This is a genomic window from Nocardioides aquaticus (assembly GCF_018459925.1).
Taxonomy (GTDB): Bacteria; Actinomycetota; Actinomycetes; order Propionibacteriales; family Nocardioidaceae; genus Nocardioides; species Nocardioides aquaticus.
Genome location: NZ_CP075371.1, coordinates 2,012,448 through 2,028,181, shown reverse-complemented (window position 1 = coordinate 2,028,181; position 15,734 = coordinate 2,012,448). Strand labels below are relative to the sequence as shown.

General features: G+C 75.0%; 17 protein-coding genes. 11 read left to right on the top strand and 6 right to left on the bottom strand.

Features of this window, described 5'->3' with window-relative positions; genetic code table 11:
• Positions 1–48: 48 nt before the first annotated feature.
• Both ENKNEFLB_RS09805 and ENKNEFLB_RS09800 read left to right on the top strand, forming a co-directional pair.
• Complete coding sequence (locus tag ENKNEFLB_RS09805; RefSeq protein ID WP_214059013.1) at positions 49–501, top strand: hypothetical protein; 453 nt, start codon at positions 49–51, stop codon at positions 499–501.
• Complete coding sequence (locus tag ENKNEFLB_RS09800; RefSeq protein WP_214059012.1) at positions 498–803, top strand: transcriptional regulator; 306 nt, start codon at positions 498–500, stop codon at positions 801–803. The genes ENKNEFLB_RS09805 and ENKNEFLB_RS09800 overlap by 4 nt, the downstream gene beginning before the upstream one ends.
• A gap of 6 nt (positions 804–809) precedes the next feature.
• On the opposite strand, the gene ENKNEFLB_RS09795 is transcribed toward ENKNEFLB_RS09800, so the two are convergent.
• A complete protein-coding gene (locus tag ENKNEFLB_RS09795; protein ID WP_246535944.1) occupies positions 810–1,739 on the bottom strand; it encodes an aminoglycoside phosphotransferase family protein in 930 nt (309 codons plus the stop codon).
• A 73-nt stretch (positions 1,740–1,812) separates the two neighbouring features.
• On the opposite strand from ENKNEFLB_RS09795, the gene asnB reads away from it, so the two are divergent.
• Genes asnB through ENKNEFLB_RS09780 form a run of 3 tightly spaced genes read left to right on the top strand, consistent with a single transcriptional unit; the run spans position 1,813 to position 5,095 of the window.
• Entirely contained in the window at positions 1,813–3,393 is a 1,581-nt protein-coding gene (gene asnB, locus ENKNEFLB_RS09790; RefSeq protein WP_214059011.1) for an asparagine synthase (glutamine-hydrolyzing), read from the top strand.
• 22 nt (positions 3,394–3,415) lie between these two features.
• Complete coding sequence (locus ENKNEFLB_RS09785; RefSeq protein WP_214059010.1) at positions 3,416–4,780, top strand: amidase; 1,365 nt, start codon at positions 3,416–3,418, stop codon at positions 4,778–4,780.
• A 9-nt stretch (positions 4,781–4,789) separates the two neighbouring features.
• On the top strand, positions 4,790–5,095 hold the full coding sequence (locus ENKNEFLB_RS09780; RefSeq protein ID WP_214059009.1) for a hypothetical protein: 306 nt from the start codon (positions 4,790–4,792) through the stop codon (positions 5,093–5,095).
• A 73-nt stretch (positions 5,096–5,168) separates the two neighbouring features.
• Here ENKNEFLB_RS09780 and lepA read toward each other — a convergent pair whose 3' ends face one another.
• Positions 5,169–7,052 carry a translation elongation factor 4 gene (gene lepA / locus ENKNEFLB_RS09775; protein WP_214059008.1) on the bottom strand — a complete coding sequence of 628 codons (1,884 nt, stop codon included), beginning with the start codon at positions 7,050–7,052 and terminating at the stop codon, positions 5,169–5,171.
• 213 nt (positions 7,053–7,265) lie between these two features.
• Between lepA and ENKNEFLB_RS09770 the strand changes: the two genes are divergently transcribed.
• From ENKNEFLB_RS09770 to rpsT, 4 genes are all read left to right on the top strand, one after another.
• Complete coding sequence (locus ENKNEFLB_RS09770; RefSeq protein ID WP_214059007.1) at positions 7,266–8,861, top strand: alkaline phosphatase D family protein; 1,596 nt, start codon at positions 7,266–7,268, stop codon at positions 8,859–8,861.
• Between the two features lie 44 nt (positions 8,862–8,905).
• On the top strand, positions 8,906–9,694 hold the full coding sequence (locus tag ENKNEFLB_RS09765; RefSeq protein WP_214059006.1) for a pyridoxamine 5'-phosphate oxidase family protein: 789 nt from the start codon (positions 8,906–8,908) through the stop codon (positions 9,692–9,694).
• Between the two features lie 124 nt (positions 9,695–9,818).
• Complete coding sequence (locus ENKNEFLB_RS09760; protein ID WP_246535943.1) at positions 9,819–10,799, top strand: phosphotransferase family protein; 981 nt, start codon at positions 9,819–9,821, stop codon at positions 10,797–10,799.
• A 209-nt stretch (positions 10,800–11,008) separates the two neighbouring features.
• A complete protein-coding gene (gene rpsT, locus ENKNEFLB_RS09755) occupies positions 11,009–11,269 on the top strand; it encodes a 30S ribosomal protein S20 (protein WP_214059005.1) in 261 nt (86 codons plus the stop codon).
• 243 nt (positions 11,270–11,512) lie between these two features.
• Here rpsT and holA read toward each other — a convergent pair whose 3' ends face one another.
• From holA to ENKNEFLB_RS22515, 4 genes are all read right to left on the bottom strand, one after another.
• On the bottom strand, positions 11,513–12,487 hold the full coding sequence (gene holA / locus ENKNEFLB_RS09750; protein WP_214059004.1) for a DNA polymerase III subunit delta: 975 nt from the start codon (positions 12,485–12,487) through the stop codon (positions 11,513–11,515).
• Positions 12,488–12,557: 70 nt separating this feature from the next.
• Positions 12,558–12,794, bottom strand: a complete 237-nt coding sequence (locus ENKNEFLB_RS22525) for a ComEC/Rec2 family competence protein (protein WP_246535942.1) — start codon at positions 12,792–12,794, stop codon at positions 12,558–12,560.
• 71 nt (positions 12,795–12,865) lie between these two features.
• Entirely contained in the window at positions 12,866–13,510 is a 645-nt protein-coding gene (locus tag ENKNEFLB_RS22520; protein ID WP_246535941.1) for a ComEC/Rec2 family competence protein, read from the bottom strand.
• A complete protein-coding gene (locus ENKNEFLB_RS22515; RefSeq protein ID WP_246535940.1) occupies positions 13,507–14,913 on the bottom strand; it encodes a ComEC/Rec2 family competence protein in 1,407 nt (468 codons plus the stop codon). The genes ENKNEFLB_RS22520 and ENKNEFLB_RS22515 overlap by 4 nt, the downstream gene beginning before the upstream one ends.
• 93 nt (positions 14,914–15,006) lie before the next feature.
• Between ENKNEFLB_RS22515 and ENKNEFLB_RS09740 the strand changes: the two genes are divergently transcribed.
• Positions 15,007–15,321: a DUF6907 domain-containing protein gene (locus ENKNEFLB_RS09740; protein WP_214059003.1), complete on the top strand. Its 315-nt coding sequence runs from the start codon at positions 15,007–15,009 to the stop codon at positions 15,319–15,321.
• Positions 15,318–15,656 carry a hypothetical protein gene (locus tag ENKNEFLB_RS09735; protein ID WP_214059002.1) on the top strand — a complete coding sequence of 113 codons (339 nt, stop codon included), beginning with the start codon at positions 15,318–15,320 and terminating at the stop codon, positions 15,654–15,656. The genes ENKNEFLB_RS09740 and ENKNEFLB_RS09735 overlap by 4 nt, the downstream gene beginning before the upstream one ends.
• The last annotated feature ends 78 nt before the right edge of the window (positions 15,657–15,734 follow it).

The following is a 15,734-nucleotide window of genomic DNA, read 5'->3' as shown; positions in this document are numbered from 1 at the left end:
CTGGTCCACCACTTGCCGCGACGGAAAGTGGTCAGTACGCTTTCCAGCATGGGAAGCAACGAGGTCGCCGACCAGCTGCGCGAGGTCGAGCGGGCGGAGGCGGCCCCGTACGTCGACCTCCTCCCCAGCCCCTGGTGGTACCCGCCCGTGGTCGGCGCCTGGGCGGCGTCGCTGGCCGCCGTCCTGCTGCTCGACCTCAGCGGCGTGGCCCTGCTGGCCCTGGTCGCCCTCGAGCTCGCCTTCATCGGGTGGATGGTGCGGCGCCAGGGGGCGTGGCCGCGGATGACCGGCAGCAAGCCGCCGGAGGTCGACCGGGCCTACTGGCAGTTCCTCGGTGGGCTCGCGGTCCTCGCCGTCGCCGTCGGGCTCGCCGGGTGGCTCGCCGGGCCGGTCACCGTCTGCGTCGTGGTGCTGGTCGGGGTCACCGCCGGCCTGTGGCTCTACGAGCGGGCCTACGAGCGCGCGGTGGCACGGGTGCGCGCGCGCCTGGCCCTCGCATGAGCGAGCCGGTCGGGCTCGGGGCCGCGGGTCTCGACCCGGTGATCCACGCCCCGAAGCGGTTGACCGCGATGGCGCTGCTGAGCAGCTCCGAGACGACCACCTTCGCCTTCCTGCGCGACCACCTCGCGATCAGCGACTCCGACCTCTCCAAGCAGATGACGGCGCTCGAGCAGGCCGGGTACGTCGCGGTCCGCAAGAGCGGCCGCGGCCGCGGCTCGTCGACGAGCTACCGGCTCACCCGGGACGGGCGACGTGCCTACGACGCCCACCGTGCGGCGCTGCGCGCGATCCTCGACGGCTGACCCGCCTCACTCCTGGACCGCCTTGGCCACGCTCACGCACCGCGTGAGCAGGTCGGCGTCCGGGGCGCGGGCGTCGGTGCGGGCGTCGTCGAGCTCCCACGCCGCGTTCAGCACCATCCGCACCACCACCCAGTCCCGCGCCCGGTCCTCGTCGAGACCGGCGGCGTCGATGGTCGCGTGGAAGCGGCGCCGCACCCCGCCGCGGACGTCCCCGGCCAGCTCCTCGAACCGGTTCCACAGCAGCGGCGCCACCTCGTAGTGCGGGTCGCCGTCGACCGGCTTGGGGTCGATGGCCAGCCAGTCGTCGCCCTCGCGGTCGGGTGCGGCCAGCACGTTGCCGTAGTGCAGGTCGCCGTGGACGGTCACCCCGGTGCTGGCGGGGTCGTCGACGAAGGACCGCCCCAGCGAGACGGCCTGCTCGACCAGGCGGTGCGGCAGCGGCGCGTCGCGCGGGAGGGCGGCCAGCGCCTCGGTCCAGCGGCCGACGTACGAGGTGAGCGAGGCCAGCTGCGGCAGCGCGGGCCGGTGCAGCCGGGCGTACAACGCCGCGACCGTCTCGCAGGCGGCGAGGTCCCACTCGTCGGCGAGGTCCTGCGTCGAGAGCCGCTCGAGCAGCAGCGCCCGGCGGCGCGGGTCGGCGCGCAGCAGGCGTACGGCGCCGTCGCCGTCCCACTGCCGCAGGGCGAGGTGCTCGTGGGCGGACTCCTGGTCGCCGTCGAAGGCGAGCTTCAGCGCTCCGGGCCGGCCGTCGGCGTCACGCACCGGCAGCACCAGCGAGCAGTACCCGTGGGCGGCGGCGCCGTCGGGGACCAGCCGCCACTCCTCGAGCACCTCGGCGCGGCGGCGGGGCAGGAGGTCGACCCACGCGGCCCAGTCGGGTCCGCGGGCGGCCATCGCGCGTACCCCCGGGGGCAGGTCGTTCGGGGAGACGGTCACGCCGCGTGACGCTAGCCGTAACGTGGGTGGACCACGATGGACGCACCACCCCGCCGACCCAGGAGCCCCCCGCATGTGCGGAATCGCCGCCGTCCACGACCGCCGACCGAGCCCGGAGCGGCTGCGGGAGGGCCGCCGCCTGGGTGAGGCGATGATCGGTCCGCTGGCGCACCGCGGTCCCGACGGCACCGGATCGGAGCAGGTCGGCCCCACCTGGCTGGGTCACACCCGGCTCGCCATCGTCGACCTGGCCGGCGGCGCCCAGCCGATGACCGGCGGGATCGGGCCCGACGAGCACGGTCCGCGTGACCACCGCGACGGCTGGTGGGTCGTCGCCAACGGCGAGGTCTACAACCACGACGTGCTGCGCGCGGAGCTCGAGGGGCCGTTCCGTACCCGCTCGGACTCCGAGGTGGTGCTGCACCTGGTCGCGGAGGCCGGGGCGGACGCGGCGTACCGGTTGTTCGGCATGTACGCCTTCTGCGTCGCCCACCCCGACGGCGGCGTGGTCCTGGGCCGCGACCCCCTCGGCGTGAAGCCGCTGTACTGGGCCGAGGTGGACGACCGCGTCGTCGTGGCCTCCGAGCTGGCCGCCTTCGCCACCCACCTGCGGCCGTACGTCGAGGAGTTCCCGCCCGGGCACGTCTGGACCCCCGAGGGCGGCCTGCGCCGCGTCGTGGACCTGCGTCACGACCCGCTGGGCGGCGGTGCCGGCGTCGGCGCCCCCTTCACCGACCGTGACGAGGCGCTGGCCGCGGTGCGCGGGGCCGTGGTGGAGGGTGTCCGCGAGCGGATGATGGCCGACGTCCCGCTCGGGGTCTTCCTCTCCGGTGGGCTCGACTCCAGCATCGTGGCGGCGGTGATGGCCCACGAGGCCGAGCCCGGTGCGGTGGTGCGCTCGTTCGCAGCCGGCACGCACGGCAGCGCCGACCTGGCGGCGGCCCGGGTCGTCGCCGAGCACCTCGGTCTCGAGCACCACGAACGCGTCTACACCGACGACGAGGTGGTCGCGGTGCTGCCCGACGTGGTGCGCTCGACCGAGAGCTACGAACCGTCCCTGATCCGCTCCGCCGTCCCCAACTACCTGCTCTCCGAGCTCGCCGCGCAGCACGTCAAGGTGGTGCTCACGGGGGAGGGTGCCGACGAGCTGTTCGCCGGCTACCACCACCTGCGCGAGCTCTCCGCGGCCGACCTCGCCGAAGCCCTCGTGGACGGCATCGAGGTGCTGCACCACCTCAACCTGCAGCGTGCGGACCGGGTCAGCATGGCTTTCGGGCTGGAGGCACGGGTGCCGTTCCTGGCCCGCCAGGTGCTCGAGGTGGCCCAGCGGGTCCCCGTCGAGTGGAAGCTGCTCGGCGACGACGGGCAGCCCCAGGCCCAGGAGAAGGCGCTGCTGCGCGAGGCCTTCGCCGGCTGGCTGCCCGACGAGATCCTCTGGCGCCGCAAGGAGCAGTTCGGCGACGGGTCCGGCACGACCGACGTGATGGCGCGCCAGGGCGCGGCGATGGTGCCCGACGACGACTGGGAGTCGGTGTCCCTGCCCGGGCTGCCCCCGGCGCGCACCCGCGAGGAGCTCGGCTACCAGCGGATCTTCGCCGCGCACCTCGACGGCGTCCGCGCCGACCGGGTGCTTGGCCGGTTCGCCCACGCCTGACCGCCCCTGCCACGCTGAGACCGTGAGCCTGCCACGCCCGCGGGCGTCCGTCGAGGACGCCGTCCTGGCCCGACTCCGCCGCATCGACAGCGCCGACGGCTCCCTGCGCAGCCTGGTGCTCGTCGACGAGCTCGGCGCGCTCCGCCACGCCCGGGCCCTCGACGCCGAGGTCGCCGCCGGGAGCGTGCCGCGACCGCTGGCCGGGCTGACCTACGTGGTGAAGGACAACATCGACGTCGCCGGTCAGGTCACCGCGTGCGCCAGCCACGGTCACGACGGGGTGGCTGCGGTGCACGACGCCCCGGTCGTGGCCCGGTTGCGCGCCGCCGGTGCGGTGGTGCTCGGACGAGCCAACATGGACGAGCTGGCGATGGGCGCGTCGACGGCGACGTCGGTGCACGGCGCGACTCGCAACCCCTACGACCACCGCCGCAGCCCGGGCGGGAGCAGCGGCGGGTGCGCGGCCGCCGTCGCGTCCGGCCTGGCCGACCTCGCGGTCGGCACCGACACGGGCGGCTCCGTGCGCGAACCCGCAGCGCAGTGCGGGGTGCTGGGCCTGGCCCCCTCCCCGGGGTTCGTACCGGCCGGCGGGGTGGTCCCCTTCGACCCCAGCTGCGACCGGGTCGGGCCGATCGCGGCCGACGCCGGCGTGCTCGCCGCCGCCCTGACCACGATGACCGGGGGCACGCCGCGACCCGGCCTCGGCCGCGGCACCGACGGCCCCCGCGGAGGCGCCGAGCTGGCCGGCCTGCGGGTGGGCCTGGTCACCGAGCTGGCCGACGCGACCAACCAGCCGGGGGTCCTGGCGCGCCTGCACGAGTCCGCCGACCTCCTCCGCGCGCTGGGCGCGGAGGTCGTGCCGGCCACCGTGCCCGACGCGCCGCGGGCGCTCGCGGCGTACCTCGACCTGACGTCGGCGGCCGCTGCGCGCGTGCTCGCCCCGTGGCTGGCCAGCGGCCGCTGCGGTCCCGAGGTGGTACGCCGGCTGCGGCTCGGCCGCTCCCTGGCCGAGCAGCGCCCGGCCGCGCTGGCCGAGGCGGCCGAGGTGCGTCAGCGGCTGCGTGCCCAGGTCGCGGCGGCCCTCACCGACCACGACGTGCTGCTGTCCCCCACCCTGCCGACGACCGCGCCGCTCTTCGCGCCGGCCGGGCCGCCGAACGCCTCGGTCGCCGACCCCATGCTCGCGCCGTACACCGACTGCTGGACGGTGGTGGCCAACCTGGCCGGGGTGCCCGCCCTGTCGGTGCCGGCGGGGACGTCACCGGCCGACGGGATGCCGGTCGGGGTCATGCTCACCGGCGCCGTCGGCTCCGACCACCGCCTCGTCGCGCTCGGGGCGCTGCTGGCGCGACCGTGCCCGCTGCCGGACCAGCCGGTGGCCGACTAGCCTGGCCGCATGACCACCGCCGCGCCGACCCGCCAGGACACCGCGGCCGAGGTGGACGCCGAGGTGCATCCCGGCGCCGACCCCGTGACGTCGATGTTCGCCAGCGGCTCGGTCACCGAGCACGTGGTGCGCGGGGTGCTCGGGCTGGTCCTCGTCGTCGCCGCGTTCGCCCTGGCCGGCAGCCGGCCGGTGGCGCTGCTGCTGCTCGTGCCGGCCGTGGTGGCCTGGCGCGGCTGCCCGACGTGCTGGCTGATGGGGCTCGGCGCCACCCTGAGCCGGGGCCGCGTCGGCGGCACCTGCCGCCTCCCCCGCTGACCCAGCAGGGCTCGCGGCCGGTCGTCGGGAGCGGGAAGTCCCCGGCCGAGGACCACGGCCGGGCAGGAGTGGGCTACTTCTTGCCCTTCTCCCCGCTGGACCCGGCGCCGTCGTTGGTCAGCGCGGCCACGAAGGCCTCCTGGGGGACCTCGACGCGGCCGACCATCTTCATCCGCTTCTTGCCCTCCTTCTGCTTCTCCAGCAGCTTGCGCTTGCGGGTGATGTCGCCGCCGTAGCACTTGGAGAGCACGTCCTTGCGGATCGCGCGGATGTTCTCGCGGGCGATCACCCGGGCGCCGATCGCGGCCTGGATCGGCACCTCGAACTGCTGGCGCGGGATCAGGTCCTTGAGCTTGCCGGCCATCGACACCCCGTACGCGTACGCGCCGTCGCGGTGCACGATCGCCGAGAACGCGTCGACCGGCTCGCCCTGGAGCAGGATGTCGACCTTGACCAGGTCGGCGGCCTGCTCGCCGGCGAGGTTGTAGTCGAGCGAGGCGTAGCCCTTGGTGCGCGACTTCAGCAGGTCGAAGAAGTCGAAGACGATCTCCGCCAGGGGCAGCGAGTAGCGCATCTCGACCCGGTCCTCGGAGAGGTAGTCCATCCCCTTGAGCGTGCCGCGCTTCATCTGGCACAGCTCCATGATCACGCCGATGAAGTCCGCCGGCGCCAGCAGCGTGGCGTCCACGACGGGCTCGCGCACCTCACCGATCTTGCCCTCGGGGTACTCGCTGGGGTTGGTGACGGTGTGCAGCGAGCCGTCCTCCATGGTGACCTCGTAGCTCACGCTGGGCGCGGTCGAGATCAGCTCGAGGCCGGACTCCCGCTCCAGGCGGTCGCGGGTGATCTCCATGTGCAGCAGGCCGAGGAAGCCGCAGCGGAACCCGAACCCGAGCGCGCCGGAGGTCTCCGGCTCGTACGTCAGGGACGCGTCGTTGAGCTGCAGCTTCTCTAGGGCCTCGCGCAGGTCCGGGTACTGGTCGCCGTCGATCGGGTACAGACCGGCGAAGACCATCGGGTTGGGGTCGGCGTAGCCGCCGAGCATCTCGGTCGCGCCGCCGTGCTGGCTGGTGACCGTGTCGCCGACGCGCGATTGCCGGACGTCCTTCACCCCGGTGATCAGGTAGCCGACCTCGCCGACGCCGAGCTCCTTGGCGGGGTTCGGCTCCGGGCTGATCACCCCGACCTCGAGCATCTCGTGGGTCGCGCCGGTCGACATCATCTTGATCCGGTCGCGGTGGGTCAGGCTGCCGTCGATGACCCGGACGTAGGTGATCACGCCGCGGTAGGTGTCGTAGACGGAGTCGAAGATCAACGCCCGGGGCGGGGCTGCGGGGTCGCCGACCGGCGGCGGGGTCTGCTTGACGATCTCGTTGAGCACCGACTCGACGCCCACGCCGGTCTTGGCCGACACGCGCAGCACGTCCGAGGGGTCGCAGCCGACGAGGCCCGCGAGCTCGGCGGCGTACTTGTCGGGGTCGGCGCTGGGCAGGTCGATCTTGTTCAGCACCGGGATGATGTGCAGGTCCGCGCCCATCGCCAGGTAGAGGTTGGCCAGCGTCTGCGCCTCGATGCCCTGGGCCGCGTCGACCAGCAGGATCGCGGCCTCGCAGGCCGCCAGCGAGCGCGACACCTCGTAGGTGAAGTCGACGTGGCCGGGGGTGTCGATCATGTTGAGCAGGTAGGTGCCGGGCTCCGCGAGCTCGTCGTTGTCCTCGGGCACCGTCCAGGGCATCCGCACGGCCTGGCTCTTGATCGTGATCCCGCGCTCGCGCTCGATGTCCATCCGGTCGAGGTACTGGGCGCGCGCGGCACGGGCGTCGACCACCCCGGTGAGCTGCAGCATCCGGTCGGCCAGGGTCGACTTGCCGTGGTCGATGTGGGCGATGATGCAGAAGTTCCGGATGATCGCCGGGTCGGTGCTGCCGGGCTGCGGAGCAGCGGGAGTCTTGGGCACGTCGTCATTTCTGTAGCGAGGCGGCGGTCCCCACCAGTGTCCCACGGCCCCCCTCCCCTCACCGAACCCGCCGAGGTGACGCTCGCGGACAGCCGAGATGACGCTCGCGGCGCGTCGAGGTGACGCTTCCGGACACCTGCGTGCTCCGGTACGGACACCCGCGCGGCCCGCTGCGCTCATCGGGCGTTCACGCCGGCGTGGGGAAGGTGTCCCATGACCTCCTCGGGACCCTCGCGCCGTGCCCTGCTCGGGGCGGTGCCGCTGCTCGGCGGCGCCGTCCTCCTGCCCTCCTCCGCCGCGTCCTCCGCGGCCGCCGCGACGGCGGCGAGGACCGGGCTTGCGGCGGCGCCGGCGCTCGTACGCCGGGACCGTCCCCGGCTGACGCACGGCGTCTCCGCCGGCGACGTCGGCGTCGACTCGGGCCAGCTGTGGGCGCGCGCCGACCGCCCCTCCCGGCTCTGGGCCGAGGTCTCGGCCGACCCGTCCTTCCGGCGCTCCCGCTGGGTCCGCGGCCCGCTGGTCACCCCGCGGACCGACCTCACCGGCCAGGTGCCGCTGCGGGGCCTGCCCGCCGGGCGCGACGTCTTCTACCGCGTCACCGCGGTCGACGAGCACCGGCGCCAGGCGACCAGCCGGCCCGGGACCGGCCACCTGCGCACGGCGTCGCGCCGCCCGGCCGACGTCCGGTTCCTGTGGTCCGGCGACATCGCGGGGCAGGGCTGGGGCGTCAACCCGGCGTACGGCGGGTTCCGCATCGCGGACGCGATGACCGCCCGCGACGCCGACTTCTTCCTCTGCAGCGGCGACAACGTCTACGCCGACGGGCCGCTCGAGGAGCAGGTCCTGCTGCCCTCGGGCGAGACCTGGACCAACCTGGTCACCCCGGAGAAGACCAAGGTCGCGGAGACGCTGGCGGAGTTCCGCGGGCAGTACCGCTACAACCTCGAGGCCGACAACTGGCGCGCGTTCCTGGCGCGGACGCCGATCGTCGCGCAGTGGGACGACCACGAGGTCACCAACAACTGGTACCCCGGCGAGCTCCTCACCGACGAGCGCTACACCGAGCGCCGCGTCGACGTGCTCGCGCGCCGCGCGAAGCGGGCCTTCCACGACTACCTCCCGGTCGCCCCGATCTCGCCGGACCCCGACGGCCGCGTCTACCGCGTGCTGCACCTCGGGCCGATGCTCGACCTGTTCGTGCTCGACATGCGCAGCGCAAAGGACCCCAACACCGCCAACGACGAGACCACCCGCGACGGCGGCGTCCTGGGCCGTACGCAGACCCGCTGGCTCCTGCGCGAGCTCGAGCGCTCCCGCGCCACCTGGAAGGTGATCGCGGCCGACCTCCCGATCGGTCTCGTCGTGCCCGACGGCACCGCGCAGGAGGGCATCGCGCAGGGCGACGGCGGCTCGCCGCTGGGCCGCGAGATCGACCTCGCCACGGTCCTGCGCGGGCTCCAGCGGCTCGGGATCCGCAACCACGTGTGGCTGACCGCCGACGTCCACTACACCGCTGCGCACCACTACTCCCCCGAGCGCGCGTCGTTCAGCGACTTCGACCCGTTCTGGGAGTTCGTCTCCGGACCGCTCAACGCCGGCGCGTTCGGCCCGAGCGCCCTCGACGCCACCTTCGGGCCGCGGGCGGAGTTCGTCGCCGCGCCGCCGCGGCCCAACACCTCCCCCGCCGAGGGGTCGCAGTTCTTCGGCGAGGTCGGCATCGACGGCGCCACGCAGGAGCTCACGGTGACGCTCCGCGACGTGGAGGGCGGGGCGCTGTGGTCGAGGACGCTGCAGCCCGAGCGCCGCTGACCGGCGGTGGGCGCGACCGACTGGCGGCGCGGCAGACTGGGGGCGTGACCGACCCGTCCCCCGACCTGCCCCGCCCGCTCGCCCGCCTGGCCGACCCGGCGTACCTCTCGTTCTGGCGCGAGCGGCACCTCTGCACCGTGACCACCCCGCGTCCCGACGGCGGGCTGCACGTCACGCCGATGGGTGTCGTGCTCGACGCCGACGGCCGGCGCGCGTGGGCGGTCACCTCCCGCGGCTCGGTCAAGGCGCGCAACATCCGCGCCGGCGGCGAGGACGGCGTGCCGGTCGCGATCGGCACGGTCGACGGGCGGTGGTGGACCTCGCTCGAGGGCACCGCCCGGGTCAGCGAGGACCCGGCGGTCGTCGCCGAGGCCGAGGAGCGGTACGCCCGCCGCTACCGCGTGCCGCGCCCCAACCCCGAGCGGGTCGCCGTGGTCGTCGAGCTGGTGCGTGCGCTCGGTTCTGTTCCTGAGCAGGACCCGGCCCGGGTCGTCGCGGCCTGGCACGAGGCCGTGGAGGCCGGCGCCGTACGTCGGGCGCTGGTGCTCTGCTCCCCCGACGTCGCGGTGGGCGGCCCGCGCGGGGAGGCCCGCGGGACCGAGGTGATGCGGGCCTGGCTGGAGCGCTCTGGGATCTCGTTGGCGCCGCAGCACGAGCTCGTCGCCGACGGCGGGCGCGTCGTGGTCCACGAGCAGGCGCGGTGGCGCACGCCCGACGCGCCGGCCGACGCGCCGACCACGGAGCCGGCCGACACCTGGGTGGTCTTCGAGGTGGCCGACGGGCTGATCACGGCGGTGCGGCGCTACGAGACCGAGGCCGAGCTGCCCGGCTGAGACCTCGGGCCGCGACGGTCCGGGGCGCCGAGAACGTCACGTCGATGCGCCGGAATCGTCATCTCGACGCGCCGCGAGCGTCACCTCGGCCGGTCGGGGGCGTCATCTCGGCAACGATGGGGGCGTGGTGGCCCCCTCCTCGATCCCGTCCCTGGTCCCGCACGGGCGCACCGCGCGGCGCCTGGAGTGGCGGTTCCTGCCGGTCCACGTGCGGCGGCTGGTCGAGCAGCGGTGCGGCTCCCCCGTCGTCGAGGCCATCTCCCAGGGCGGTGGGTTCACGCCGGCCTTCGCCTCCGTGCTCGTCTGCGCCGACGGCAGCCGGCACTTCGTGAAGGCGGCGTCGGTGCAGGCGCAGCGCGCGTTCGCCGGGTCGTACCGCGCGGAGGCCCGCACGCTCGCGGCCCTGCCGGACGGCGTCCCGGCCCCCGCGCTGCGGTGGGTGCACGAGGACGACGAGTGGGTCGCGCTGGGCCTCGAGCACGTCGAGGCCCGCACCCCCGGCCGCCCCTGGGACACCGCCGACCTCGCCCGCTGCGTCGACGCCCTCGAGCAGGTCGCCGGAGCGCTGACCCCGCCGCCCGGGCGCCTGCTGTCGGGGTCCGGCCCGGCCGCGCTGGCCGACGACCTCGCCGCCGCACCCGGCTACTGGGAGGTGCCCCGGGTGGCCGCGGTCGCCTTCCCGCTGCTGGCCGAGCGCCGCGAGCAGGCCGCCCGGCTCGCCGCGGGCTTCGGTGCCGCCACCGCCGGTTCGACCCTGGTCCACACCGAGGTTCGAGACGACAACCTGCTGCTCGCCTCGGACGGCCGGACCCTGGTCTGCGACTGGGCCTGGCCCGCGCTCGGGGCCGCCTGGGTCGACACGGTGCTGCTCATGATCGGCCCCCGCGGCGACGGCCTCGACGTCGACGAGGCGCTGGCCGGCGCGCGCGTGACCCGCGACGTCCGGCCCAGTGACGTGGACGCGCTGCTGGCGCTGGTCACCGGCATGTTCCTGCACTCGGCGACGATGCCCGTGCCGACCACCTCGCCCCACGTCCGCGAGGCCCAGCGGTGGCAGGCGGAGGTCTGCTGGTCCTGGCTCTGCGAGCGCCGGGGCTGGCGGTGACCGGGCGCGCGCCCTGGCGGGTGCGGCCCTGAGCTCGGCCCGTAGGCTTGGGTTCGGCGGCAACGGCTGACGCCGGTGGCCCCGGCGCCTGATTTGGGCGCCCCCGGGCCCGCTGCTAGCCTTGCCTGTCGCAGTGGGGCGCTGACGCGCCCGCTCACCAGACGTACCAGGCACCGACCGGCAGCACACCCGACGACGAAGGCGTAGCAGTGGCGAACATCAAGTCCCAGATCAAGCGGATCAAGCAGAACGAGAAGCGTCACCAGCGCAACAAGGCGGTCAAGAGCGACCTCAGGACCGCCATCCGCAAGTTCCGCGAGGCCGCCGACTCCGGCGACACCGCAACCGCGACCACCCTCGGCCAGGCCGCCACGCGCAAGCTGGACAAGGCCGTCTCCAAGGGCGTCATCCACAAGAACCAGGCCGCCAACCGCAAGTCGGCCATCGGCAAGCGCACCGCCTCTCTCTGAGCCGGCGCCGCCTGGGCGGCCGAGCCTGACATCACGACCCGCCGGGGATCCCCGGCGGGTCGTCGTCGTACCCGGGCGGGGGTCGGCCCAGCGCCTCATGCCGTAGACCGACCGGCGGAAGTCCGGGCATCGGCCCGCCGCGCGTCGCTGACCTGCGGCGACGGTGCATGTCGGGTGCGGGTCCGGGCGTCGTGCCTGTCGGCGTACGGCCCCCCGGTCACGCGCCGATCTCAGCGCGGCAGATCAGCGCGCGTCGCGCAGCGCCGCGACCGTGAGCACCAGGCGCTCGAGGGTGTACGCCGCGTCGCTGGCCGCGCCCTTCACGTCGGCGTCGGCGCGCGCCACGGCACGGATCGCCGCCGCGAGGGCCTCGTCGGGCCAGGATCGCGACTGGTCCCGCACCTGGCGGACCTTCCACGGCGGGACGCCGATCTCGCGGGCCAGGTCGGCCTCCCGCATGCCCCGCGGCGCCCCCTTGTAGCGGGCCAGGCCCCGGACGCTGCCGGCGAAGGCCGAGGTGACCAGCACCGGCGCGGTGCCGTTGTCCAACGCCCAGCGCAGCTCCTCCAGCGCCGCCTGGCGGCGACCGGCGAAGGCCGCGTCGGCCACGGCGAACGACTTGGCCTCGGCGCGGCCGCCGAAGTAGCGACCGACGACCTCCTCGGTGATCCGTGCGCGCCCGAAGTCGGAGGCCAGCTGGGAGGCCGCCGCGGCCAGGCCGCGCAGGTCGTGACCGACGGCCTGCACCAGGGCCTGGGCGCCTTCGCGGTCGATGGTCGCCCCGTGGGCCCGCACCTCGCCGGCCACGAACGCCGACAGCTCGGAGGCCTTGACCTCCCCGGTCTTCTCCTCGGTGACGGCGGCGACCTTGCGCAGCTTGGCCAGCAGGCCGGTCCCCTTCTGACCGCCGCCGTGGACCAGGACCAGCGCCACGTCCTTGGCCGGCTCCGCGGCGTAGGCCAGCAGACCGGCGGCGGACTCCTCCGGGAGGTCCTGCAGGCCGCGCACCACGACGCAGCGGACGGTGGAGAACAGCGAGGGCGCCGCGAGCTCGCCCAGGGTGGCGAGGCTGAGCGTCGAGGCGTCGGTGTCGGCGAGCTCGGCCTCGGCGTCGTGCGCGCGGACCACCCCGCGGACCCGTGCGACCGCGCGCTCGGCGAGGTACTCCTCCTTGCCGGTCACCAGCAGCACCCGGCCCAGGACGTCGGCAGGTGACATGCGAGCAGCCTCCCACAACGCACCGACACCGCCGTCCCGACCTCGTCCCGGCCTCGGTTGGCCGGAGGACTCAGCCGTCGACCACCGTCACGGGCCCTCCGTCGGGACCGGGGACGACCGCGAGGTCGCCCTCCTCGTCGGTGCGGTGGACCGCCGTGCCGGCCGCCTCCAGCGCGGAGAGGACGTCGGGCGCGGGGTGCCCGTAGTCGTTGTCGGCGCCCACCGAGACCAGCGCGGTGCCCGCCTCCAGCCCGGTGAGCCAGTCGAGGTCCTGGTACGAGCTGCCGTGGTGGGGCACCTTCAGCACGTCGACCCCGAGGTCGGCGCCACCCAGCTCCGCAGCGATCCGGGCCTGACCGGCCGGTTCGACGTCACCGGTCAGGAGCAGGCGTACGCCCCCACCTCGGCCAGCAGCACCACGCTGGCGTCGTTGGCGCTCGACCCGTCCCCCGCACCGTCGGTGACCGGGCCCGGCTCGGGCCACAGCACCTGGAGGACGACGTCCCCGACCCGGACGGTGCCCGCGGGAGCAGGCACGGCCGCGGGGTCGCCCGCGGCCGCGAGCGCGTCGGTGACCTGCGCGACGCCCGACGGCGGGTCGAGCACCCGGGTGGCGACCACCCGGCCGACGGCACGGTCCTCGAGCACGCCGGCCAGTCCGTCGACGTGGTCGGCGTGGAAGTGGGTCAGCACCACGAGCGGAACACGGGTGACGCCGAGCCGGTCCAGGCACCGGTCCACGAGCTCGGGCTCGGGCCCGGCGTCGACCACGACCGCGCTGCCCGGACCGCTCCGCAGCACCAGCGCGTCCCCCTGCCCGACGTCGCACGCCACCGCGACCCAGCCCGACGGGGGCCAGGAGCCCCCGGGCAGCGGGACGCGGGCGCCCACGACGGCGACGAGGACCACGACGACGAGCACGGAGAGGACCCGCCGGCGCAGCACCCAGGGAGCGAGCAGCGCCACCAGCACGGTCAGCACCGTCAGCACGGCCAGCGCCACGGCCCCGGTCCCCCACGTCAACGCGGGCAGCGGCAGGTCGGCACCCCGCCGGGCGACGAGGACGATCCACCCGACGCACCAGGCCGCGAGCGTGCCGGGCCCGCGCGACACCGTGGTGGCGATCCCCCAGGCAGTCCGACCAGACCCGCGACGAGCCCGAGGACCGTGGCCGGAGCCACCACCGGGCCGACCAGGAGGTTGGCCCCGACCGCGACCAGGCTGACCTGGCCGGAGATGGCGGCCACCACCGGGGTGCAGGCCAGCTGCGCGGCCAGCGGCACCGCGACCGCCTCGGCCAGCACCCGGGGCATCCACCCGGCCAGGGCGTCCCGCATCCCCGGACCGAGCAGGACGATGCCGGCCGTCGCCAGCACCGACAGCGCGAACCCCGGCGCCGCGGCCAGGTGCGGCTGCAGCAGCACCAGGACCAGCACCGCGAGACCCAGGGCACGCAGCGCCCGGTCCCGGCCGTCGAGACCGAAGGCGAGCAGCCCGACGGTGCCCATCGCGGCGGCCCGCAGCACGCTCGGCTCGGTGCGGGCGAGCAGCACGAACCCGACCACGCCCAGGGCCCCGACGAGCATCAGCCACCGGCCGCGGACGCCGGCCCAGCGCGCGAGCACCAGCAGGAACCCGACCACCAGGGTGAGGTTGGTGCCGCTCACGGCGGTCAGGTGGGTCAGACCCGTCGTGGCGAAGTCCGCCGCCAGGGCGGGGTCCAGCCCGGCGTCGTCGCCGTCCACCAGGGCCGGCACCAGGGCGGCCTGCTCGGGCGGTCGGTGGTCCACGGCGGTCCGGATGCTGGTGCGCAGGTGGGTCGCGGCGCGCCAGGCCGGACCGGGCGGCGCCACCACCTCCGGGGCCCGGGCACCCAGCAGCAACGCCGACAGGTCGGGGTCGTCCGCGACGGACAACCGTCCCGTGGTCCTGACCTCGGACCCGAGCTCGAGCTCGACCGACGCCCACTCCGGTCCGCCCAGGACCAGCGCGGGCGCGGAGAGCAGGGACCGCTCGCCGCGGCCGATCACGTCGCGGACGTCCAGGCGCACGACGACCAGGTCGCCGAACCGTCCCGGCACCAGGCGCGGGTCCGTCACCACACGGCCGGTCAGCGTCACCGCCGCGCCCTCGGCGGCCAGCGCCGTCACCGGGCTCTGCGCCACCGACGCGGCCCGCAGCACCGTCGCGCCGGCGCCCGCGCCCAGGGCGACCAGCACGCCGAGCACGGTCACGAGGGCGGCGGGCGCACGACGCCGGGTCGCGACCACGCCGAGCACCACGACCGGCACCAGCAGGACCGGGACCAGGACGGCCGGGCCCCCGTACGCCCGCGCCAGCAGCGCCCCGGCCCACGCGGCCGCCCCCACCAGCACGAGCCGCAGGTCGGTGCGGCGCGGCTCGTCCTCGGCCGCCGGGACCCGCACCGCCGGGCCTCAGACCGTCGCGTGCGGGGCGATCTGCGCCAGCGTGACCTCGCCGACACTCTGAGAAACACCCTTCGAACACCGGGAGTCCCGATGACCACCATGTCCCACCGCACCCAGCACCCCACAGAGGCCATCTGTCCGCCCTGGTGCGCCGGCCACGATGGCGCCGGCTACCAGCACTGGTATGACACCGACAACGCCACCAGCCGCGACCACATGGCCGACCCTCGCTACGTCGGCGAAGTTGGCGTCTCCGAGGGACTGCTGGAGACCGCCCCCGGCGTCGTGGGCGTCGCGTTCGTCGAGGTCTACTCCGACGACGCCAGCGACCTCACGCCCACACAGGCCCGCGAGCTGGCCAGCCTGCTGCTCGAGGCCGCAGACCGTGCGGAGGCGCAGCGATGAGCGGCCTGCCCGACGCCGTGCTGGGCGGGACGACCCTCGCCATTCAGCCGCTGGGCCTGCGGGTCAGGCAGACCTACTCCACTGGCGCCACCTCAGATGTCTACGTGCGTGAGGACAACGACCTGGGCGTGATCAAGAAGTCTGAGGCGGCGATGGCCCTCAGGAACGCGGAAGGTGGGCAGGTTGTGATCGCTCTCGCCGTGGACGGGGAGAGCGATCATGTCTACTTTCACGGAGACTGCGGCGCCGACACAGATGCCGTGGAGACGCTGCGGTGTGCCGTCGAGGCACTGACGGCCGCGCTCGCTGCTGCGGAGCGAACGGTGAGCGCCTGACCACCCCGTCAGACAGCAACCGCCCCGGCCGTAGGTATCGGCCGGGGCGGTTCTGTACGTTCACCCCCCTAAACGACA

Coding starts and splice junctions, on each gene's coding strand:
- ENKNEFLB_RS09805 (WP_214059013.1), top strand. CDS start 49: ATGGGAAGCAACGAGGTCGCCGACCAGCTGCGCGAGGTCGAGCGGGCG.
- ENKNEFLB_RS09800 (WP_214059012.1), top strand. CDS start 498: ATGAGCGAGCCGGTCGGGCTCGGGGCCGCGGGTCTCGACCCGGTGATC.
- asnB (WP_214059011.1), top strand. CDS start 1,813: ATGTGCGGAATCGCCGCCGTCCACGACCGCCGACCGAGCCCGGAGCGG.
- ENKNEFLB_RS09780 (WP_214059009.1), top strand. CDS start 4,790: ATGACCACCGCCGCGCCGACCCGCCAGGACACCGCGGCCGAGGTGGAC.
- ENKNEFLB_RS09770 (WP_214059007.1), top strand. CDS start 7,266: ATGACCTCCTCGGGACCCTCGCGCCGTGCCCTGCTCGGGGCGGTGCCG.
- holA (WP_214059004.1), bottom strand. CDS start 12,487: ATGTCACCTGCCGACGTCCTGGGCCGGGTGCTGCTGGTGACCGGCAAG.
- ENKNEFLB_RS09740 (WP_214059003.1), top strand. CDS start 15,007: ATGACCACCATGTCCCACCGCACCCAGCACCCCACAGAGGCCATCTGT.
- ENKNEFLB_RS09735 (WP_214059002.1), top strand. CDS start 15,318: ATGAGCGGCCTGCCCGACGCCGTGCTGGGCGGGACGACCCTCGCCATT.